The sequence below is a fragment of the Pseudomonas sp. MPFS genome (assembly GCF_022537035.1).
Classification (GTDB): Bacteria; Pseudomonadota; Gammaproteobacteria; order Pseudomonadales; family Pseudomonadaceae; genus Aquipseudomonas; species Aquipseudomonas sessilinigenes.
The window spans coordinates 1,143,719-1,165,242 of sequence record NZ_CP066123.1 but is presented as its reverse complement, the minus strand read 5'-3'; the positions used below and the strand labels follow the sequence as shown (position 1 = coordinate 1,165,242).

Sequence of the window (21,524 nt, the reverse complement as noted above, 5' to 3'; positions counted from 1 at the left end):
CTTGCAACTGATTTTAGGACGTTGATTATGCACAGGCTAAAACACTGCCTGCTCCAGGCCGCCGGTTGGCTGTTCTACCTGAGTCTGTTGATGGGGATGGCCCTGCTGTTGCCCGCCTCGACCTTCGACTCGCAGTCCAAGGACTTCATCTTCCTGATCGGTGCCGTGGGCATCTGGCGCTACTCCATGGGCGCCACGCATTTTGTGCGCGGCATGCTGTTCCTCTACGTGGTCTACCCGCACCTGCGGCGCAAGGTACGCAAGCTCGGCAAGGCGGCCGACCCGTCCCATGTGTACCTGATGGTCACCAGCTTTCGCATCGAGGCGCTGACCACCGCCCAGGTCTACGGCTCGGTGATCCGCGAGGCCATCGACTGCGGTTTTCCCACCACCGTGGTCTGCTCGATCGTGGAGATGTCCGACGAGCTGCTGATCAAGAGCCTGTGGGCGCGGATGAACCCGCCCGAGCGGGTCAAACTGGACTTCGTGCGCATTCCCGGCACTGGCAAGCGCGACGGCCTGGCCTTTGGCTTCCGTGCCATCTCCCGCCACCTGCCGGACGAGCGCGCCGTGGTCGCGGTGATCGACGGCGACACCGTGCTGGCCGAAGGCGTGGTCCGCAAGACCGTGCCCTGGTTCCAGCTGTTCGGCAATGTCGGCGGCCTGACCACCAACGAATTCTGCGAAGTGCGCGGCGGCTACATCATGAGCGAGTGGCACAAGCTGCGCTTCGCCCAGCGGCACATCAACATGTGCTCCATGGCCCTGTCCAAGCGGGTGCTGACCATGACCGGGCGCATGTCGGTATTTCGCGCCACCGTGGTCACCGACCCGGACTTCATCGCCGACGTCGAGAGCGACTCCCTGCAACACTGGCGCCTGGGCCGCTTCAAGTTCCTCACCGGCGACGACAAGTCCAGCTGGTTCAGCCTGATGCGCCTGGGCTACGACACCTTCTACGTGCCTGACGCGGCGATCAACACCGTGGAGCACCCGCCGGAGAAGAGCTTCATCAAGGCCAGCCGCAAGCTGATGTTCCGCTGGTACGGCAACAACCTGCGGCAGAACTCCCGGGCCCTGGGCCTGGGGATCAAGCGCCTGGGCCTGTTCACCAGCGTGGTGCTGTTCGACCAGCGGGTATCGATGTGGACCTCGCTGCTGGGCCTGACGGTGGCCATCATTGCCAGCTTCAAGTACGGCACTGCGTTCATCCTCGCCTACCTGCTGTGGATCGGCATCACCCGGCTGATCCTGACCCTGCTGCTGTCCTGCTCGGGGCACCGGATCGGCCCGGCCTATCCGCTGATCCTCTATTACAACCAGATCGTCGGGGCCCTGGTGAAGATCTACGTGTTCTTCCGCCTCGACCAGCAATCCTGGACCCGCCAGGACACCAAGCTGACCCGCGACCTCGCCAGTTTTCAACGTTGGTTCAACACCTGGTCGTCCCGGACCATGACCTTCTCGGCCGGCAGCGTATTCGTCGCCGTACTGCTGCTGATGGTCTGAACCGCCCTGCCTGAATGAACTAGGAAATCGACCCTATGAACACCGCCGTCAACGTCAACGTAGTGCATGAATCCGAAGCCCAGCGCCAGCACGCCCGGGTCAGGATCCCGGCCAAGCTGCGCTTCTTCGGCACCGAGGCCAAGCCCCTGGAGGTGCGGATCCACGACCTCTCCGCCGGCGGCCTGAGCTTCAACGCCGGGCAACAGATGCTGGCCGTGGGCAGCGTGCACAAGGGCCGCCTGCAATTCGTCATCGACAACCTCGGCCTGGCCATGGACGTGGAGCTGCAAGTGCGCTCCTTCGACCGCCAGAACGGCCGCGTCGGCTGCCAGTTCCAGAACCTGGAACCCCAGGACATCGCCACCCTGCGCCACCTGATCACCTCGCACCTGGCCGGCGACCTCGTCAGCATGGGCGACGTGCTCGCCACCCTGCAGCGCGACAACTTCACCAAGGCGCGCAAGAGCAAGGACAACGGCAGCGGCATGAGCCCCCTGGGCCGCCTGCGGGCCGTGACCTTCAGCGCCGGCATCTTCATCGTCGGCCTGGCCGCCTTCGGCTTCATCCTCAAGTCGGTGTATGGCATGTACTTTGTCAGCCACGCCGAGGCCGGCCTGGTGAACGTGCCGGGAATGAACGTGACCATGCCCCGCGACGGCACCGTGCAAAGCCTGGTGCAGGCCAACGGCAACGTGGCCAAGGGCGCGCCCCTGGCCAGCTTCAGCACCAGCATGCTGGATGTGCTCAAGGGCCACCTGGACGAGAACCAGCTGCAGCCGGCCAAGGTCGAGGAGCTGTTCGGCAAGCAGATGACCGGCACCCTGACCTCGCCCTGTGACTGCACCGTGGCCCAGCAGCTGGTGGCCGACGGTCAGTACGCCAGCAAGGGCGACGTGATCTACCAACTGGTGCCACGGGGCAGCCTGGCCACCGTCGAGGCGCGCTTCTCCTACCGCCAGTTCGGCGACGTGCGCCCGGGCACCAAGGTCAACTTGCAGGTCGCCGGTGAGGACCAGGTGCGCACCGGCACCATCGTCAGCAGCACCAGCCTCAACGGCAACGACCTGTCTTCGGATATCCGCGTACAGATCAAGCCCGACGCGCCACTGGGCAGCGAGTTCGCCGGCCGTCCGGTGGAGGTCAGCAGCGACCGCGGGCCTTCGATGAACTGGCTGATCGACAAAGCCATGGCCGCAGGTCTGTAACCATGAACACGCCTACCCAACTCGCGGTGTTGCCGTTGGTGGCTGCCCTGGCCCTGGCCGGTTGCGCCGGCCTGCCGGACCAGCGCCTGGCCAACGAAGCCCTCAAGCGCGGCGATACCGCCCTGGCCCAGCAGAACTATCGCCAGCTGGCGGACCTGGGTTATAGCGAGGCGCAAGTGGGCCTGGCGGATATCCAGGTGGAGAGCCGCGACCCGGCGCAGATCAAGCAGGCCGAGGCCACCTACCGCGCCGCCGCCGATACCTCGCCACGGGCCCAGGCGCGCCTGGGCCGGTTGCTGGCAGCCAAGCCCGGGGCCAGCGACGCCGAACAGCACGAAGCCGAGGGCCTGCTGCAGAAGGCCTTCGCCAACGGCGAAGGCAACACCCTGATCCCCCTGGCGATGCTCTACCTGCAATATCCCCACAGCTTCCCCAACGTCGACGCCCAGCGGCAGATCGGCCAATGGCGCGCCGCCGGCTACCCCGAGGCCGGGCTGGCCCAGGTCCTGCTGTATCGCACCCAGGGCACCTACGACCAGCACCTGGATGAGGTGGAGAAAATCTGCAAGGCCTCCTTGAACAGCACCGATATCTGCTACGTCGAGCTGGCCACCGTCTACCAGAAGCGCGGCCAGGCCGAGCAGCAAGCCGAGCTGGTCAAGCAACTGCAAGCCAGCCATGGCCGTGGCACGGTCAGCGCCCAGCGGGTCGACAGCGTGGCCCGGGTCCTGGGCGACGCCAGCCTCGGCAAGCCCGACGAGAAAACCGCCCAGGCCCTGCTCGAGCAAGTGGCCCCGGTGTACCCGGCGTCCTGGGTCAGCCTGGCGCAACTGCTCTACGACTTCCCCGAACTGGGCGACGTCGAACAGATGATGAAGTACCTGGACAACGGCCGCGCCGCCGACCAGCCCCGCGCCGAGCTGCTGCTGGGCAAGCTCTACTACGAGGGCAAGTGGGTGCCGGCCGATGCCAAGGTGGCCGAGCAACACTTCAAGCAAGCCCAGGGCCGCGAGGTCGCCGCCGACTACTACCTGGGCCAGATCTACCGCCGTGGCTACCTGGGCCAGGCGTATCCGCAAAAGGCCCTGGACCATCTGCTGACCGCTGCCCGCAACGGCCAGAACAGCGCCGACTTCGCCATTGCCCAGCTGTTTTCCCAGGGCCGCGGCACCCGCCCCGATCCGGTCAATGCCTACGTCTTCAGCCAACTGGCCAAGGTCCAGGACACCCCCCAGGCCAACGAACTGGCCCAGCAACTCGATGAACAACTGCCCCCCGGCCAACGCGCCGAAGCCCAGCGCCTGCTGCAACAGGAACAGGCCGTACGCGGCACCCTGGCCCAGAGCACGCTGCAACTGCAGGCCCTGCAGGAAGAAGACGGCGAGGAACCCCTATGAAACGCTCTACTCACCTTGTAGCCGCTGACGCAGGCTGCGACCGCCAAGCCCCCTTGCGCCTGTCGAAACTGGGCATGGCCCTGGGCGTCGCCCTGGCCTGGTCGACACCCTCTTTCGCGGCACTGAGCGAAACCAAGAACTTCGGCCTGGAAGTGAAGATCACCGCGCAATCCGAGGACGACCGCGACCTGGGTACCCAGCGTGGCGGCGACGTCAACGGCATCGGCCTGGACCTGCGTCCCTGGGTCTATGGCGAAAGCGGCAACTGGAGCGCCTATGCCATGGGCCAGGCGGTGACCTCCACCGATGTGATCGAGACCGACACCCTGCAACAATCCAGCGACGATGCCAGCCAGCAGTCGGCCAACGACGACCGCAAGGCCAAGAAGAACTACCTGGCCCTGCGCGAGTTCTGGGTCGGCTACAGCGGCTTCACCGCCTACCCCGGCGAGCAACTGAAGTTCGGCCGCCAGCGCCTGCGCAACGACGACGGCCAATGGCGCGACACCAACATCGAAGCGCTGAACTGGACCTTCGACACCACCCTGCTGCGGGCCAACCTGGGCCTGGCCGAGCGCTTCAGCGAATACCGCACCGACCTCAAGGAACTGGCGCCCAAGGACAAGGACCGCCTGCACGCCTACGCCGACGTCGCCTACCAGTGGACGCCCGGCCAATGGGTGGGCATTCGCGCCCATCACACCCACGATGACGGCAAGCTCGACTATGCCGAGCCCGGAGTCGCCAGCGACCCGCTGGACAAGAAGCAGAACGGCGACCTGACCTGGCTCGGCCTGGAGGCCAACAGCGACGCCTATAACTGGCGCAACACCAATACCGTCAACTACTGGGCCAGCCTCACCGGCATGCGCGGCGACCGCGACACGGTCAACCCGCTGAACGCCGACGGCAGTCGCCCGACCCAGGCCAAGCGCGGGGACAACCTCAACGGCTGGGCCACCGACCTGGGGGTGCGCCTGCGCCTGGACCCGAACTGGCAAGTGGGCGCGGCCTATGCCCGGGCCAGCGCCGAGTACGAGCAGAACGGCCTGCAAAGCAACCGCTCCAATTTCACCGGCACCCGCTCCCGGGTCCACCGCTTCGGCGAAGCCTTCCGGGGCGAAATGAACAACACCCAGACCGCCACCCTGTTCGGCGCCTGGCAGTTGCGCGAGGACTACGACGCCAGCCTGGTCTACCACAAGTTCTGGCGCGTGGACGGCAACAAGCCGGTGGGCAGCAACGGTATCAACGCGGTGGACAACAACTACGACGACACCACCGGCGCCCTGCTGGGCAGCACCTCGCTCCCCCTGCAAGACGGCAAGAAGGACCTCGGCCAGGAGATGGACCTGGTGGTCACCAAGTACTTCAAGCAAGGCCTGTTGCCGGCGGCCCTGAGCCAGTCGATCGACGAGCCCGCGGCCCTGGTGCGTTTTCGCGGTGGCGTGTTCAAGCCCGGCGACGCCTACGGCAAGGACGTCGACTCCTATATGCACCGCGCCTTCATCGACGTGATCTGGCGCTTCTGAGGCCAGCCATGAACGGAGTCCCCCAGATGCATCGCCATCCCCACACCCCGCTGCACAAAGGCTCCCTGGGCCTGCTGGCCGGTGCCCTGCTGCTGGCCAGCGGCACGGCCCTGGGCAACGTCGAGACGGCCAAGGCGCCGACCGTCGTCAAGGAGCTGCAACAGGCCAAGACCTACACCGTCAGCAGCGCCCCCAGCGAACCGCTGGCCCTGGCCAAGCCGACCCTGCCCGACCTTTCCGGCTACACCGCCGAAGCCGTGGCGGCGAAGATCGTGCGCAGCAAGCCGGGCAAGATCAGCGTGCGGCGGATGATGCAGGAAGACGCCCTGAAGGACTTCATCGGCGGCGACAACAAGATGGCCGAATGGGTGGTGCGCCAGCACGGCATTCCCCAGGCGATCTTCGTCGACGATGGCTACGTCAACCTCAAGGACCTGGCAGGCAAGCTGCCCAAGCAGTACATCAGCGAAACCGCCCCTGGGGTCTACCTGGCCCGCCTGCCGATCGTGGTCGGGCGCCACGGCATCCTGGAGATCGACCAGCAGACCCGCGAGCTGCGCCTGTCCCAGGAAGCCGGCGCGTTCCTGGTCAACGATGGCCAGCTGTTCGTGCGCGATACCCAGGTCACCGGCTGGCGCGAGAAGGACAACGGCCCGGCGACCTTCCGCTCGGCCAAGGAGTTTCGCCCCTTCCTGCTGGCCTGGGGCGGCACCCAGACCTACATCGCCAACAGCAAGATGGCGAGCTTCGGCTACGCCAATTCCAAGTCCTACGGGGTGAGCATTTCCCAGTACACGCCGAACATGGCCAAGGTGCTCAAGCGTCCCGAGCCCACTGGCTGGATCATCGATTCTGCGTTCTCGGACATGTGGTACGGCTTCTATTGCTACGAGACCGAAGGCTTCGTGCTCAAGGGCAATACCTACCGCGACAACATCGTCTACGGCATCGACCCCCACGACCGTTCCCATGGCCTGATCATTGCCGAGAACACCGTCTACGGCACCCGGAAGAAGCACGGCATCATCATTTCCCGGGAGGTGAACGACAGCTTCATCTTCAACAACCGCAGCTACGACAACCACCTCTCGGGGCTGGTGATCGACCGCAACAGCATCAACAACCTGATCGCCTACAACGAGATCTACCGCAACCACACCGACGGCATCACCCTCTACGAGAGTGCCGACAACCTGATCTACGGCAACAAGGTAGTCAGCAACCGCCGCCACGGCATCCGCATCCGCAACAGCGTCAACATTCGCCTGTACGAAAACATCGCCATGGCCAACGGCCTGACCGGGGTCTACGGCCACATCAAGGACCTGACCAACACCGACCGCGACATCAAGCTCGACCCGTTCGATGCCCAGGTCTCGCTGATCGTGGTCGGCGGCGAGCTGGCGGCCAACGGCAGCGGACCGATGTCCATCGACTCGCCCCTGAGCGTGGAGCTGTACCGGGTGTCGATGCTGGCACCGACCAAGAGCAGCGGCATCAGCTTCTCCGGCGTGCTGGGCGAGCGCCAGGACGAAATTCTCGACCTGCTGGTACGCCAGCGCAAAGCCGTATTGATCGACCCCGTCGAACGCCAGACCGAAATGCGCGATTGAGGATGACTTGCATGCACCCACACTTGATCAAATTCCTGGGCTTGTCGGCCCTCGCCGCGGGCATCCTCGCCGCCAGCGCCACGGCCCGGGCCGATGAGGTCGCCGCGCCGTCGTTCAAGGCCGAGCCGTGCTGCAACCTGTGCCCGGCCGCCCACGATGCGAAGAACTACGTGACCCGCTACCAGCAGAACTTCACCACCCTGGTACAGGCCCAGGGCGACTGGCTGTTCCGTACCCAGGAGGATTTGCGTACCGAGTTCGACACCACACCCGAAGGCTATCGCCGCCTCAAGCAGTTGCACGAAGCCTTCAAGAGCAAGGGCGTGGAGCTGGTGGTGGTCTACCAGCCGACCCGCGGCCTGGTGAACCGCAACAAGCTCAACCCGGCGGACAAGGCCCGCTTCGACTACGACAAGGCCCTGGCCAACTACAAGGCCATGCTCGGGCGTTTCGCGCAGATGGGCTACGTGGTCCCGGACCTGTCGCCGCTGACCGACGAGCAATTGCCCGAGACCCTGCCGGCCCACGACTTCTACTTCCGTGGCGACCAGCACTGGACCCCCTACGGCGCCCAGCGCACGGCGCGGATCGTCGCCGACAAGGTCAAGCACCTGCCGGCGTTCGCCGACGTTCCCCGGCGCGAGTTCGAGACCCACAAGTCCGGGCGCATGGGCAAGACCGGCACCCTGCACAACATGGCCGGGCAGCTGTGCGGCACCAGCTATGCGATCCAGTACATGGACCAGTTCACCACCGAACCCAAGGGCGAGGCCGGCGATGGCGATCTGTTCGGCGACTCCGGCAACCCGCAGATCACCCTGGTGGGCACCAGCCACAGCGGCAAGAACTACAACTTCGCCGGTTTCCTGGAAGAGGCCATCGGTGCCGACATCCTCAACGTCGCCTTCCCCGGCGGCGGCCTGGAAGGCTCGATGCTGCAATACCTGGGCAGCGAGGAGTTCCAGAAGAACCCGCCGAAGATCCTGATCTGGGAGTTCTCGCCGCTGTACCGCCTGGACCAGGAAACCATCTACCGGCAGATGATGGCGCTGCTGGACAACGGCTGCGAAGGCAAGCCGGCGCAGATGAGCGCCAGCACCACCTTGAAGCCCGGCAAGAACGAGCTGCTGGTCAACAGCCAGAACAAGGACCTGCGCAACAGCGCCCACCAGGTGGACATCCGCTTCGCCGACACCTCGGTGAAAACCCTGCAGGCCACCCTCTGGTACATGAACGGCCGGCACGAGGACATCAAGATCGAAAAACCGGAGACATCCGACACCGACGGGCGCTTCGCCTTCGAACTGCGTACCGACGAGGACTGGGCCGCGCAAAACCTGCTGGCGGTGGAAATCCAGGGCCCCGAGGCCGGCACCGCCTTGCAGAAGGTCGAAGCGAAAATCTGCAAACGCAACGTGTTCCCGAGCGCCGAGCAACGCACCGCGCAGATCGGGCAGTGAGGTTATCCATGCAAAGCACACGCGTGACACAACTACTGATACCGGGCCTGCTGGGGCTGGCGATGGTCGCTGGCAGTGCCCAGGCCGCCGCGCCGCTGCGCCCGCCCCAGGGTTATTACGCCCCGGTGGACAAGTTCAAGACCGGCGACAACAGCGACGGCTGCGATGCGATGCCGGCCCCCTACACCGGCGCCCTGCAGTTTCGCAGCAAGTACGAAGGCTCGGACAAGGCTCGGGCGACCCTCAACGTGCAATCGCAACAGGCCTTCCATGACAGCACCGCGGACATCACCAAGATCGAGCGCGGCACCAGCAAGCAGGTCATGCAGTTCATGCGCGACGGTCGCCCGCAGCAGCTGGACTGCACCCTGAACTGGCTCAGTGCCTGGGCCCAGGCCGACGCGTTGATGTCCAAGGACTTCAACCACACCGGCAAGTCCATGCGCAAATGGGCCCTGGGCAGCATGGCCTCGGCCTACCTGCGGCTGAAGTTCTCCGACTCCCATCCCCTGGCCACTCACCAGGAGCAGGCGCAGAAGATCGAGGCCTGGTTCGGCAAGATGGCCGACCAGGTGGTCAGCGACTGGGACAACCTGCCCCTGGACAAGACCAACAACCATTCCTACTGGGCCGCCTGGTCGGTAATGGCCACCGCCGTGGCCACCAACCGCCGCGACCTGTTCGACTGGGCCGTCAAGGAATACAAGGTCGGCGCAGGCCAGGTCGACGCCGACGGCTACCTGCCCAACGAACTCAAGCGCCAGCAACGGGCCCTGGCCTACCACAACTACGCCCTGCCGCCGCTGGCGATGATCGCCAGCTTCGCCCAGGTCAACGGCGTCGATCTGCGTCAGGAAAACAACAGCGCGCTCAAGCGCCTGGGCGAGCGGGTGCTGGCCGGGGTCAAGGACCCGGACACCTTCGAGCGCAAGAACGGCAAGCAGCAGGACATGACCGACCTCAAGGTCGACGCGAAATTCGCCTGGCTCGAGCCCTTCTGCAGCCTCTACACCTGCGCCCCGGATGTGCTGGAACGCAAGCACAAGATGCAGCCGTTCAAGACCTTCCGCCTGGGCGGCGACCTGACCAAGGTCTACGACCCGAACCATGAAAAGGGCAACAAAGGCCTGTAGGCCATGCACAGAACCTACAGGGGACGTTGTGAGGGTTGATGCGCACGCCGGACGGCGTCGGTGAATGCAATACGCCTCCCATGGTTTTCCACGGGGGGGTTTGGGGGGGCTGCGGCCCCTGACTATTGGTTAAACATGGAGAGCTCGGGATGGTTTTCTCATCCAATGTGTTCCTGTTCCTGTTCTTGCCGGTGTTCCTCGGCTTGTACTACGTGAGCGGGCAACGCTATCGCAACCTGTTGCTGCTAATCGCCAGCTACGTGTTCTACGCCTGGTGGCGGGTGGACTTCCTCGCGCTGTTCGCCGCGGTCACCTTGTGGAACTACTGGATCGGCCTGAAGGTCGGCGCCGCCGGCGTCAGGACCAAGCCCGCCCAGCGCTGGCTGCTGTTGGGAGTGGCGGTGGACCTGTGCATTCTCGGCTACTTCAAGTACGCCAACTTCGGCGTCGAAAGCCTCAACGCGATCATGACCTCCATGGGCCTGGAGCCGTTCATCCTGACCCACGTGCTGTTGCCGATCGGTATCTCGTTCTACATCTTCGAGTCCATCAGCTACATCATCGACGTCTACCGCGGCGACACCCCGGCGACCCGCAACCTGATCGACTTCGCAGCGTTCGTGGCGATCTTCCCGCACCTGATCGCCGGCCCGGTGTTGCGCTTTCGCGACCTGGCGGACCAGTTCAACCACCGCACCCACACCCTGGACAAGTTCTCCGAAGGCTGCACGCGCTTCATGCAGGGCTTCATCAAGAAGGTGTTCATCGCCGACACCCTGGCGGTGGTCGCCGACCATTGCTTCGCCCTGCAACACCCCACCACGGGTGACGCCTGGCTGGGCGCCCTGGCCTACACCGCGCAGCTGTACTTCGACTTCTCCGGCTACAGCGACATGGCCATCGGCCTGGGGTTGATGATGGGCTTTCGCTTCATGGAGAACTTCAAGCAGCCCTACATCAGCCAGTCGATCACCGAGTTCTGGCGGCGCTGGCACATCAGCCTGTCCACCTGGCTGCGCGACTACCTGTACATCACCCTGGGCGGCAATCGCAAAGGCACCCTGATCACCTATCGCAACCTGTTCTTGACCATGCTCCTGGGCGGCCTGTGGCACGGCGCCAACTTCACCTACATCGTCTGGGGCGCCTGGCACGGCATGTGGTTGGCCATCGAGAAGGCCCTGGGCATCAGTACCAGCCCACGCAGCCTCAACCCGATCCGCTGGGCCCTGACCTTCCTGCTGGTGGTGATGGGCTGGGTGATCTTCCGCGCCGAGAACCTGCACGTGGCCGGGCGCATGTACGGCGCCATGTTCAGCTTCGGCGACTGGTCGCTGTCGGAACTCAACCGCGCCAGCCTCACCGGCCTGCAAGTGGCGACCCTGGTCGTGGCCTACCTGACCCTGGCGTTCTTCGGCCTGCGCGACCTGTATCGCAACCCGGCGCCGACCAAGGGCAAGCCCGAAACCGGCCCGGCCCTGGACACCCAGGCCGATGGCCCGGCCACTGCCCAACCCGGCCTGATCAAGGCAGCACCCGGCGACAACCCCGGCAGCATCCACCAGCCGGGCTACATCGTCGGCCGCGAGGCCCAGGTGCAACCGGCCTACTGGAGCGCCGACTGGTCGCGCTATGCCATGCGCGCCCTGGTGCTGCTGCTGTTCATCGCCTCGATTCTCAAACTCTCGGCGCAAAGCTTTTCGCCGTTCCTGTACTTCCAGTTCTGAGGAGGCCGCCCATGACCCGCTCATTACGCCTGTTCTACGTCGCACTGTTCCTGGTGACCCTGCTGGTCCTGGGTCTGTGGTCGGCGCGCAGCTTCTTCGGCTTCAGCACCAACAGTGACGCCACCGTGCTCAACGGGCGCTGGACCAAGGCCGTGGAAACCCACTACGACGACCAGTTCCCGATCAAGCGCCTGGGTACCAACCTCTGGGCCGCGCTGGACTTCAAGCTGTTCAACGAGGGTCGTCCGGGGGTGATCCTCGGCCGCGACCAGTGGCTGTACAGCGATGAAGAATTCCATCCGGTGGTCAACGAGGAACTCAACCTGCAGGGCAACTACGCCCTGGTCGAGGGTGTGCGCCAGACCTTGAAGCAGCACGGGGTGAAACTGGTGATGGCGATCGTCCCGGCCAAGGTGCGGTTGTATCCGGAACACCTGGACGCCGTGCGCCCGGCGCGCATCCACGCCAACCTCTACCAGGACTTCCATGCCCGGGTGGCCGCCGACAAGATCCTCGCCCCCGACCTGCTGGGGCCCCTGCAACAGGCCAAGCAACAGGGCCAGCCAGTGTTCCTGCGCACCGACACCCACTGGACGCCGGCCGGCGCCGAAGTCGTCGCCCACCAACTGGCCCAGGCCATCGCCGCCAAGACCCCGCTCAGTGGCCAGCCACAACGCTTCATCACCCAGACCCAGGAGACCGTCAAGCACAAGGGCGACCTGCGCCGCTTCCTGCCCCTGGACCCGTTGTTCGAGAACCTGATGCCGGCCCAGGAACCCCTGCAAAAACGTGAGACCCACGCCGCCGGGGAGCAAGCCGGCGCCGCAGACAACCTGTTCGCCGACCACGAAGTGCCCGTGACCCTGGTGGGCACCAGCTACAGCGCCAACCCCAACTGGAACTTTGTCGGCGCCCTCAAGCAGGCCCTGCACAGCGATGTGCTGAGCTACGCCGAGGACGGCCACGGCCCGATCCTGCCGATGCTCAGCTACCTCAAAAGCGACGACTTCAAGAACCACCCGCCCCAGGTGCTGATCTGGGAATTCCCTGAACGCTACCTGCCGGTGAACAACGAAATTGGCGACGCCGACCCGCAGTGGGTCGCAGAGCTCAAGCAAGCCGGTGCCCAAGCTGGGCCGGATAGAAGCGTCGCGAGCGAAGGCAAGACAAAGCAAAAACAGGCGAGGACGCGGAGTTTACGAGCTGTAAATGAGCGGTCCGAGCCTGTTTTTAACGCTGGATTGCCGAGCGCAGCAGCTTCTATCCAGCCCGGCCAACAAACTGTGGCACTCAACACATCCGAGACGCCCGACCGGGCACACAACTGAAAAGAGAGGTGACACCCATGACTTTCACTATCAATCCGCGTCGTCTCGCCAAGGCCATCACCCTGGCTGCCGGCATGAGCGTCCTGTCCCTGCCCGCCTTCGCCGGGGGCGACGCCGCGCTGTACGGCCCCACCGCGCCCAAGGGCTCGACCTTCGTACGCATCTACAACGCCAGCAACAGCGAAGTCAGCGCCACCATCGGCAGCACCAACGTCAACGACGTCGCGCCCCTGGCCAGCAGCGACTTCAGCTTCATGCCCGGCGGCGACTACACCGCCAAGCTGGGCAGCCAGAGCGTGCCGGTGAAACTGGCCGCCGATCACTATTACACCCTGGTCAACAACGCCAGCGGCCAGCCGCAACTGATCGAGGAGCCGCCGTTCAAGAACAAGCAGAAATCCCTGGTGCGGGTGCAGAACCTCAGCGACCAGGCCCTGACGCTCAAGACCGCCGACGGCAAGACCGACGTGGTCCAGGCCGTGGCCGCCAAGGGCCGCGGCGAACGCGAAATCAACCCGGTGAAGGTCAGCTTCGCCCTGTACGACGGCCAGAAGAAGGTCAGCGACCTCAAGCCCGTGGCCCTGGAGCGCGGCGAAGCGGCGGTGCTCTACGTCACCGGCAACGGCAGCAACCTGTCGCCGGTCTGGGTCAAGCGCCCCGTATCAACGCGCTAATCGCGCGAGCTATCAGCCACAAGCCTCAAGCGGCAAGTGAAGAGCTTTTAACTTGTCGCTTGCAGCTTGCGGCTCCCAACTGCATTTATTAGGAGTAACAACATGATTCCGGTGATCTTGTCAGGTGGTAGCGGCTCACGTCTTTGGCCGCTTTCGCGCAAACAGTTCCCCAAGCAATTCCTCGCCCTGACCGGCGAACACACGCTGTTCCAGCAGACTCTGGAGCGCCTGGTGTTCGAAGGCATGGACACCCCCATCGTGGTCTGCAACAAGGACCACCGCTTCATCGTCAACGAACAATTGAGCAACCGCAGCCTCGAATCCCAGCGCATCCTGATGGAGCCTTTCGGCCGCAACACCGCGCCGGCCGTGGCCCTGACCGCGATGATGCTGGTCAACGAAGGTCGCGACGAGCTGATGCTGGTGCTGCCGGCCGACCACGTGATGGACGACCAGAAAGCCCTGCAGCGGGCCCTGGCCCTGGCCACCGTGGCCGCCGAGCGCGGCGAGATGGTGCTGTTCGGCGTACCGGCGACCAAGCCGGAAACCGGCTACGGCTACATCAAGTCGACCCACGATGCGCTGCTGCCGGAGGGCGTCAGCCGGGTCTCGCACTTTGTCGAGAAGCCCGATGAAAAACGCGCCACCGAGTTCGTCCAGGCCGGTGGCTACTTCTGGAACAGCGGCATGTTCCTGTTCCGCGCCAGCCGCTTCCTCGAAGAGCTGAAAAAACATGATCCGGACATCTACGACACCTGCCTGCTGACCCTGGAACGCAGCCAGCAGGACCCGGACACCGTGATGATCGACGAAGCCACCTTCGCCTGCTGCCCGGACAACTCCATCGACTACGCGGTGATGGAAAAGACCCAGCGCGCCTGCGTGGTGCCGCTCAGTGCCGGCTGGAGCGACGTGGGCTGCTGGTCGTCGCTGTGGGACGTGCATGAAAAGGACGCCGACGGCAACGTCAGCAAGGGCGATGTGGTGATCCAGGACAGCAAGAACTGCATGATCCACGGCAACGGCAAGCTGGTGTCGGTGATCGGCCTGGAGAACATCGTCGTGGTCGAGACCAAGGACGCCATGATGATCGCCCACAAGGACAAGGTCCAAGGCGTGAAGCAGATGGTCAACACCCTCAACGAACAAGGCCGCAGCGAGACCCAGAACCACTGCGAGGTCTACCGTCCGTGGGGCTCCTACGACTCGGTGGACATGGGCGGGCGCTTCCAGGTCAAGCACATCTCGGTCAAGCCGGGCGCGTGCCTGTCCCTGCAGATGCACCACCACCGCGCCGAACACTGGATCGTGGTCAGCGGCACCGCCGAAGTCACCTGTGACGAGAACGTGTTCCTGCTCACCGAGAACCAGTCCACCTACATCCCCATCGCCTCGGTGCACCGCCTGCGCAACCCCGGCAAGATCCCCCTGGAGATCATCGAAGTGCAATCGGGCAGCTATTTGGGTGAGGACGATATTGAGCGGTTCGAGGATATCTACGGCCGCTCTACTCCGGTGGAACGGGGCGTTTCGGTGAAAACTATCGCTCAGTAAGAGCAGCGGCAAGTTTCAAGCGGCAAGCGGCAAGAGACGCAGCCGTGAGCTTCAGGCGGCAAGCTGCAAGCAAGAGCAGCCGTAAGCTTCAAGCGGCAAGCTGCAAGTAGAAGCAGATAGTCGTTGCCAGCGAGTCCTTTCAACCCCCTTCCGGTCGCCTGCGTCCCCTATCCGCAGGCGGTTGGACAGGGGGATTTTTTTCAGAAGCAGGGGCAAGAGGCAAGCGTCAAGCGGCAAGCGGCAAGCGGCAAGCGGCAAGCCAGATCAACAGCCACCTGTGGATACAAAAGGTCGTTTCAGGCTACACATATCGGGTTGACCGCCCTCTTCTCGCTCCCTATCCTCGCGCCTGTTACGACTCATTCGTGATCGAGGTTGACGGCTCGGTTGTTTTCTCAGGAACGCAGTTTTCCAGCACTGTTTCTTTGGAGCACAGCATGACCGACCGTATCGCGCTAACTAGCAACGAATCCTCCATACCCACCCTGTTTATCGACACCCGAGCGCCCTTGGACGAACTGCATGCCAGCGCCGCCTACCGCATCCTCGCGGTGACTCAACTGATGGAAAGCATCGTGCACATGGACAGCCGCCATGCCGATGCCACCGACCTGACACAGATCGCCCACGCCAGCGCCATTCTGCTGCGCGATGGTTGTGATTTGCTGGATGTGTTGGGTCGACGGATTCGTGGCAGTCAGTACCTGAACTAAAACGCCCCGTGATCGTTCCCTCCTTCAAATGCGGGGGGAACGATCTGCAGGCCTATCCCCTCTTCTTTATCTCCAACCCCACCTCATTGATCACTGCCGTCCCCCTCTGCATCAGAAAATGCATAGCCCTGTTGTGGGTGGCAGCCGTGCGCGGATTGGTCGACCGGAGATACAGGAACCCGGCAGGGCTGAAGCCCTTCCACGCACAGCTGCCATTGCACGAATACACAGGCGCACAACGAGCTTGCAATAGCGAAAGGGGGCACTGCGGCAGCTGTTTCAAAACGGGCTGCCAAGCGAAGGGGGGGCAGCTGCGCGCAGGTTGGTAAACCGGAGATACAGGAACCCGGCAGGGACGAGCCCCCCCACGCACAGCTGCCATTGCACGAGTGTGCAGATACAAAAAAGCGCCTGCAATAGTGAAATGTGGCGCTGTTGCGCCTGTATCGAAATGGGTTACCAAGCCCAGTCGCTGAATGGGCAGCGACGCTCAAAGGCCAGTCCGGGTTCGACACGGAGCAACGACAAAGGCGTCGCAGTTTATTGACCTGGAAAGCACATCACCTCATGTAGCTGCTGCCGAGCCCACGAGGCTGCGACAAGGGCCGCAGGACCTTCAGCGAATTCAAGATCCAGGCGGCCGCTGCGCGCCCGTGCGCAGCCTGCGGTAGCGGCTACAGGGAGATTACGATGCGCTTGAATATTTCTGTCATGGGGGCGTAGTTCACATAGACCCCATTGATATTGGCTTCGAGCCATTCAGACTGGCTGACATCTTCCCAGTCGAGTTCATAGCCTGCAGATAAGGCGAGATGTTCGAAAAATAGTCGTTGGACTCGACCATTGCCTTCACGAAATGGATGAATCATGTTGAGTTCGCAATAGAACTCCGCCAGCTTCTTGCAGAACTCTTCTTTATCAAGACCACCCAACCAACTGTCTTTCTGAAGAGCGGAAAAAATCTTCAGTGCCTCGGCTTCAATTCGCACGCAGTTACAGAAACGAGTCCCGCCCTTGGAGATATCAACATTTCTTAACTCTCCAGCCCATTCATAAAGATCTGAAAACAGTTTCCGATGCAGTACTTTAAAATTCTCGAGACTGTAGGGAGGTGCCACATAGACGACCCTACTGACTGTGACAGCCGTGATATCTCTTTCAGCGACCTCCAGGTCCGCCATCACCTGGATATTCAGCTTATTCTTGAGTACCGATGAATTGGGATAGCAGTAATGATCGTTAGAGGCGTCATACTTATCCATTCAACTGCCGTCCATGTTTGGCCAGGATTTTTTCCAGGGAGAGTTTCTCGTCAAAAGCAGGAATTTCGATGCCTTCAAGCCTTGAACTATTCATGAAGTTTTTGCGTTTCTTCTTTTCGAAACGTTCATGCAGGTCGAGTTCGCGGGGAGTGACGCATGTCGAGATCCCGTGAAGCGCATCCTTCAACTCCGTCCAGTTTTTTGCCGTTATTTCAAAACCAATCATTTTCGCTGCGTTGGCTCGAGCGGCTGGATAAGAAGTGGTAGTACAAAAATAATGTTCATACTCGCAACTCGATTTTTCCAAGGCACGAATGGCTTTCAGTTTCAGCAACAAGGAGTTCCACCCTTTGGCGCCTAGCTTCAAGTAAAGCTGGGCCTCGACAAAGCGTTTTATTTCGAGAAACTTCCCCAATGCCTTCAGATCGTCAACCTGTGCAGTTTGGAAAATCTGCTGCAGCGATACGTCCATCATTCGACCCCATGACTTTTATCAAAGCCTGGAAATTATACACCCCATGGGGCATCCACACGCTTAGCAAAGAGACCACTCTGTCGCTCTTCATACAGAGCTGATGATCGTCACATCAGGTTGTAATAGCGGTTCGTCAAAGGCCATTCACCAATGACAAGCCACGCGCTCAATCATCATCTGCCTCCGGTCGCCAACAAATAGGTGAATATCAAGAGTCGAGTTCCTGCATCGCCAACCCCACCTACGCTTAGGTAGGATGCACCCACATTCCCCAGAGGTTCGCGTCATGTTCATCGGCGTCCTGCTGATCATTACCTGGCTGATCCTGCTCCTGCGCTACCCCGCCAAGGCCGTCCCGGTGTCCCTGGCCGCCGCCTGCGGCCTGGCCCTGGTGGCCGGCTGGGTGGTCTGGCTGGACAACCGCGAAGCCCAGCAGCTGGCGCGCCTGGAACTGCGCCTGACCTACGCCCCCGAACACTGCCCCGCCGACCGCCCGCTACAGGTCAAGCTCAACAACGGCAACAAAGTCCCCCTGACCGAACTGCGCTGGCGCGTCGCCGCCTACGCCCCGGGCGACACGGTGAACCTCGCCGACAACCAGTACAGCGCCCCACGCTATCGCGGCCCCGGCGAATTGCAGGCCGGCGCCAACTGGCAGGACTGCCTGCCCCTGCCACCGCTACGCCCAGGCTATCGCCCGCAAACCCTGGAGTTTCGCGCCGAGCGTTTGCAGGGTAGTTTCTCTCGCTGATCCCCTTCCCATCGCCCAGCACAAGGACCGCGCCATGCCCATAGCGTTGATCACCGGTTGTTCCAGCGGCATCGGCCGCGCCCTGGCAGATGCCTTCAAACAGGCCGGCTACACCGTCCTGCCCAGCGCCCGCAAGGCCGAGGACGTCGCCGCCCTGCAAGCCGCCGGCTTCCACGCGGTGCAGCTGGACGTGAATGACGGCGCCGCCCTGGCCGCCCTGGCCGAGGACATCAACCAACGGCACGGCGGCCTCGATGTGCTGATCAACAACGCCGGCTACGGCGCCATGGGCCCGCTGCTCGATGGCGGCGTGGAGGCCATGCAGCGCCAGTTCGAAACCAACGTGTTCGCAGTGGTCGGGGTGACCCGGGCGCTGTTCCCGGTACTGCGTCGCAGCCGTGGCCTGGTGGTGAATATCGGCAGTGTGTCCGGGGTGCTGGTGACGCCATTTGCTGGCGCCTATTGCGCCTCCAAGGCTGCCGTGCATGCGCTCAGCGATGCCCTGCGCATGGAGCTGGCGCCGTTCGGCATCAAGGTCATGGAAGTGCAGCCCGGGGCCATCGCCTCCAGCTTTGCCAAGAACGCCGGGCATGAAGCCGAACAACTGCTCAACGAGCAATCGCCCTGGTGGCCACTGCGCGAGGGCATCCGCTCCCGCGCCAAGGCCTCCCAGGACAAGCCGACCCCGGCCAGCGAATTCGCCGCCGGCCTGCTCAAGGCCGTGCAACAACCCAACCCGCCGCGCCTGGTGCGCCTGGGCAACGGCAGCCGCGCCCTGCCGCTACTGGCCAACCTTTTGCCCAAGGGCTTGCTGGAGAAGGGGCTGATGAAGCGCTTCGGCCTGGCCGCCAAGCTCTGACCCCGTGATGTCCGGGGCCCGGAACCTGCAACCTAGGCATCTGCCCCGGGCCCTCTCGAAACAGCGCCCCCCAGGTTGTAGCCCGGCGCAATCTTAGTAGAATGCGCGCACTCAAGGCCCCGGGCCTCGATCAAGCCGCATGGAATCGCTGGCGTCTCAAGCACGGAACTGCTGAAGCTGCTCCTCCCGCCCTTTCCTGCCCGCCCATGCGCTACTTCGCCCAAAGCAGACCAGGAACTCATCATTGAAGCCCCAACACTTGCTGCCGCTGGCCGTGGCTACCTTGCTCATCGGCTGTGGCGAACCGTCGCCGGACGAAGAACTGAACGCAACCCTGCCCCAGGTGGGCCTCGAGCAACTGCTGCCCCCTGCCACGCCCAACCAGTACTGCACCACCCAGCTGGACACTGAGCTGCTGCTCGGCCTCGGCTACCAGCTGTACGACCACGACCAACCCGAGCTGGCGCGCAGTTGCCTGATCATGGCCGCACCCAGCTACGACCGGGCCCTGTGCTACCTGGCGAAAATCGCGGAGCAAGACAGCACCAAGGACCGTGCCGGGCGTGATCGCCAGGCCTTTGCCTACATGGCCTACTCGGCACGCAAGAACGACTCCTGCGCCGAGTTCGGCATGTTCCAGAACTTCACCTTCGGAATGCGCGGGCAAACCCCGGATACCGCGCTGGGCCTGCGCTGGCTGGAGCGCTCAGCGCGCCATGGCGACACCGACGCCCAGCAGACCCTGGTGCGCCTGCATACCAACAAGGGCAACCTGGCCCTGGCCTACAGCTGGGCCAAAGTCCTGGACGACCAGCAGAAGATCCAGGGCCTGAAGCAGAAGATGAGCGCGCAGCAACTGGGCGAAGGCGAGCAGGAGTACCAGCGGCTGAGTCCACAGCTGACCAGCCAGGACAGCGTGCGCCAGCAAAACCGCGAACAGAACATCGCGCTGTACACGGCGGGCGTCTATCAACTGCGCCCCACGGCCTTCGAGGGCATGCCGGCAACCGAGCGCCATGCCTTCATGGACCGGGCCCTGAGCCGGGTCAGCGCGCTCCCTGCGTTCACCAACCGGCTGCAGCTCTATACCTACGCGATCATCGCCCGCCAGGCGCAACTGCGGGACCCGCAACTGGACATCCTGCAAAACCCCCAGGTCCTGGCCCTGTTGCAGAACCCCGACCTGGACCTGGAACCGACCGTGACCCAGGCCCTGGCGATCCTTGCGCCAAGCGGCTCATAGGCTGCACGGCGTCATTGTCTTTTCTCCATCACCGACCAGGGAACATCCTTTGAAATTGCTCAAGGCATTGCCACTGATCTTGCTCGCCGTACTGGCCGCATGCTCTCCCGAAACCCCGCAACCTGCCGCGACCAAGGTCCCGGACCTGAATGACAGCCTGCCCAAGCTGAGCTTGCAGACCCTGCTGCCGCAGGTACCCGACACCCAGGACTGCAACCGCCAGATGGACAGCGATGTGCTCTACGGCATCGGCATGGCGCACTTCAACGACAACGACTATCCGGCGGCCAAGAGCTGCCTGGTACTGGCCGCCCCCGAGCAGCACCGGGCGTTCTGCTATTTGTCGATGATCGCCGAACAGGAAAGCGACGCCAGCGATGCCACGCCCAACCGCCAGTCGTTCGACTACCTGGCCTACGCCGCCAGCCAGAACGATTGGTGCGCCGAATACGGGCTGTACCAGGTGTACCGTTTCGGCCGCAAGGGCATGACCGCGGACCGGGCCCTGGCCCAGCGCTGGCTGGAACGCTCGGCCCAGCACGGCTATCCGGTGTCGCAACAGGCCCTGGTCCAGATCCACGAGGAACAAGGTGACCTGGCAAGCGCCTATGCCTGGTCGAAGATCATCGACGACCGCAATGCCAGCGGTGAGCGCGAAGCACTCAAGGCACGCCTGAGCCCCGAGCAACTGCTGGCCGCCGAGCAGCACTACAACCAGTTGTTGGGCCAGGTCACCAGCAAGGAGGCGATGTACGCCCAAGCCCGGGAAGAAGATATCGGCCGCTACTCGGCCATCATCCAGCAGGCCTACCCGGACACTTTCCGTGGCATGGCCAGCCAGGAACGTCGGGATTTCGTCCGCCAGGCCATGCTCAAGGGCATCGACCTGCCGTACATCCACAACCGCCGCCAGATCACCAGCTACATGGTCATCAGCCGCCGGGCGCAGCTCAAGCAAGCCAACGCCGACGTACTGCAGAACAAGCAGATCGTCGCCCTCCTGGGCAACGACGACCTGACGGTGGCGCAGATCCTGGACAAGGCCCAGGTCATCCTCGACAAGCACTACAAGTAGCGCACTCCCGCGCC

General features: G+C 63.3%; 17 protein-coding genes and 1 pseudogene. 16 read left to right on the top strand and 2 right to left on the bottom strand.

All coding sequences use genetic code 11. The features are described from left to right. The first annotated feature begins 27 nt into the window (after nt 1-27). From alg8 to I9018_RS05165, 12 genes and pseudogenes are all read left to right on the top strand, one after another. A complete protein-coding gene (alg8, locus tag I9018_RS05220; protein WP_241108888.1) occupies nt 28-1,509 on the top strand; it encodes a mannuronan synthase in 1,482 nt (493 codons plus the stop codon). A gap of 35 nt (nt 1,510-1,544) precedes the next feature. Beyond that, the gene (locus tag I9018_RS05215) at nt 1,545-2,714 is read left to right on the top strand and encodes an alginate biosynthesis protein Alg44 (protein ID WP_124345800.1); all 1,170 of its coding nucleotides are present in this window, start codon (nt 1,545-1,547) and stop codon (nt 2,712-2,714) included. 2 nt (nt 2,715-2,716) lie between these two features. After that, entirely contained in the window at nt 2,717-4,111 is a 1,395-nt protein-coding gene (algK, locus tag I9018_RS05210; RefSeq protein ID WP_241108887.1) for an alginate biosynthesis TPR repeat lipoprotein AlgK, read from the top strand. A 53-nt stretch (nt 4,112-4,164) separates the two neighbouring features. Then, nucleotides 4,165-5,643: an alginate export family protein gene (locus I9018_RS05205; protein WP_277398111.1), complete on the top strand. Its 1,479-nt coding sequence runs from the start codon at nt 4,165-4,167 to the stop codon at nt 5,641-5,643. Between the two features lie 26 nt (nt 5,644-5,669). Continuing rightward, nucleotides 5,670-7,256, top strand: a complete 1,587-nt coding sequence (algG, locus tag I9018_RS05200; protein WP_241108886.1) for a mannuronan 5-epimerase AlgG — start codon at nt 5,670-5,672, stop codon at nt 7,254-7,256. Nucleotides 7,257-7,267: 11 nt separating this feature from the next. Continuing rightward, nucleotides 7,268-8,716, top strand: a complete 1,449-nt coding sequence (locus tag I9018_RS05195) for an alginate O-acetyltransferase (protein WP_241108885.1) — start codon at nt 7,268-7,270, stop codon at nt 8,714-8,716. Nucleotides 8,717-8,724: 8 nt separating this feature from the next. Then, nucleotides 8,725-9,849: a mannuronate-specific alginate lyase gene (locus I9018_RS05190; RefSeq protein WP_068583220.1), complete on the top strand. Its 1,125-nt coding sequence runs from the start codon at nt 8,725-8,727 to the stop codon at nt 9,847-9,849. A gap of 149 nt (nt 9,850-9,998) precedes the next feature. Further along, nucleotides 9,999-11,576, top strand: coding sequence for an MBOAT family protein (locus tag I9018_RS05185; RefSeq protein ID WP_241108884.1), 1,578 nt, complete (start codon nt 9,999-10,001; stop codon nt 11,574-11,576). Between the two features lie 11 nt (nt 11,577-11,587). Then, nucleotides 11,588-12,748 (top strand): annotated as a pseudogene (locus tag I9018_RS05180) (alginate O-acetyltransferase); the annotation flags it as partial. Between the two features lie 173 nt (nt 12,749-12,921). Continuing rightward, nucleotides 12,922-13,578: an alginate O-acetyltransferase AlgF gene (locus I9018_RS05175; protein ID WP_053134255.1), complete on the top strand. Its 657-nt coding sequence runs from the start codon at nt 12,922-12,924 to the stop codon at nt 13,576-13,578. A 102-nt stretch (nt 13,579-13,680) separates the two neighbouring features. Beyond that, nucleotides 13,681-15,132, top strand: coding sequence for a mannose-1-phosphate guanylyltransferase/mannose-6-phosphate isomerase (locus I9018_RS05170; protein ID WP_085596249.1), 1,452 nt, complete (start codon nt 13,681-13,683; stop codon nt 15,130-15,132). A gap of 437 nt (nt 15,133-15,569) precedes the next feature. Beyond that, entirely contained in the window at nt 15,570-15,845 is a 276-nt protein-coding gene (locus I9018_RS05165) for a short-chain dehydrogenase (protein WP_233319779.1), read from the top strand. A 674-nt stretch (nt 15,846-16,519) separates the two neighbouring features. Here I9018_RS05165 and I9018_RS05160 read toward each other — a convergent pair. After that, nucleotides 16,520-17,107, bottom strand: coding sequence for a putative adenosine monophosphate-protein transferase Fic (locus tag I9018_RS05160; protein ID WP_241108883.1), 588 nt, complete (start codon nt 17,105-17,107; stop codon nt 16,520-16,522). Then, nucleotides 17,100-17,582: a YhfG family protein gene (locus I9018_RS05155; protein ID WP_085596252.1), complete on the bottom strand. Its 483-nt coding sequence runs from the start codon at nt 17,580-17,582 to the stop codon at nt 17,100-17,102. The genes I9018_RS05160 and I9018_RS05155 overlap by 8 nt, the downstream gene beginning before the upstream one ends. 286 nt (nt 17,583-17,868) lie before the next feature. On the opposite strand from I9018_RS05155, the gene I9018_RS05150 reads away from it, so the two are divergent. The 4 genes from I9018_RS05150 to I9018_RS05135 all read left to right on the top strand — a co-directional run bounded on the left by I9018_RS05150 (nt 17,869) and on the right by I9018_RS05135 (nt 21,510). Continuing rightward, on the top strand, nt 17,869-18,333 hold the full coding sequence (locus I9018_RS05150) for a multidrug transporter (protein WP_241108882.1): 465 nt from the start codon (nt 17,869-17,871) through the stop codon (nt 18,331-18,333). 34 nt (nt 18,334-18,367) lie between these two features. Then, nucleotides 18,368-19,192 (top strand): SDR family oxidoreductase, encoded by an 825-nt coding sequence (locus tag I9018_RS05145; protein ID WP_241108881.1) that lies wholly within the window; start codon nt 18,368-18,370, stop codon nt 19,190-19,192. Between the two features lie 244 nt (nt 19,193-19,436). Beyond that, nucleotides 19,437-20,435 (top strand): hypothetical protein, encoded by a 999-nt coding sequence (locus tag I9018_RS05140; protein ID WP_241108880.1) that lies wholly within the window; start codon nt 19,437-19,439, stop codon nt 20,433-20,435. Between the two features lie 49 nt (nt 20,436-20,484). Then, entirely contained in the window at nt 20,485-21,510 is a 1,026-nt protein-coding gene (locus I9018_RS05135) for a sel1 repeat family protein (protein ID WP_241108879.1), read from the top strand. Nucleotides 21,511-21,524: the final 14 nt, after the last annotated feature.

Bases quoted from the DNA above. Each gene is read 5' to 3' on its own strand.
- alg8 (WP_241108888.1), top strand. From the start codon at position 28: ATGCACAGGCTAAAACACTGCCTGCTCCAGGCCGCCGGTTGGCTGTTC.
- I9018_RS05215 (WP_124345800.1), top strand. From the start codon at position 1,545: ATGAACACCGCCGTCAACGTCAACGTAGTGCATGAATCCGAAGCCCAG.
- algK (WP_241108887.1), top strand. From the start codon at position 2,717: ATGAACACGCCTACCCAACTCGCGGTGTTGCCGTTGGTGGCTGCCCTG.
- algG (WP_241108886.1), top strand. From the start codon at position 5,670: ATGCATCGCCATCCCCACACCCCGCTGCACAAAGGCTCCCTGGGCCTG.
- I9018_RS05195 (WP_241108885.1), top strand. From the start codon at position 7,268: ATGCACCCACACTTGATCAAATTCCTGGGCTTGTCGGCCCTCGCCGCG.
- I9018_RS05190 (WP_068583220.1), top strand. From the start codon at position 8,725: ATGCAAAGCACACGCGTGACACAACTACTGATACCGGGCCTGCTGGGG.
- I9018_RS05185 (WP_241108884.1), top strand. From the start codon at position 9,999: ATGGTTTTCTCATCCAATGTGTTCCTGTTCCTGTTCTTGCCGGTGTTC.
- I9018_RS05175 (WP_053134255.1), top strand. From the start codon at position 12,922: ATGACTTTCACTATCAATCCGCGTCGTCTCGCCAAGGCCATCACCCTG.
- I9018_RS05170 (WP_085596249.1), top strand. From the start codon at position 13,681: ATGATTCCGGTGATCTTGTCAGGTGGTAGCGGCTCACGTCTTTGGCCG.
- I9018_RS05165 (WP_233319779.1), top strand. From the start codon at position 15,570: ATGACCGACCGTATCGCGCTAACTAGCAACGAATCCTCCATACCCACC.
- I9018_RS05160 (WP_241108883.1), bottom strand. From the start codon at position 17,107: ATGGATAAGTATGACGCCTCTAACGATCATTACTGCTATCCCAATTCA.
- I9018_RS05155 (WP_085596252.1), bottom strand. From the start codon at position 17,582: ATGATGGACGTATCGCTGCAGCAGATTTTCCAAACTGCACAGGTTGAC.
- I9018_RS05150 (WP_241108882.1), top strand. From the start codon at position 17,869: ATGTTCATCGGCGTCCTGCTGATCATTACCTGGCTGATCCTGCTCCTG.
- I9018_RS05145 (WP_241108881.1), top strand. From the start codon at position 18,368: ATGCCCATAGCGTTGATCACCGGTTGTTCCAGCGGCATCGGCCGCGCC.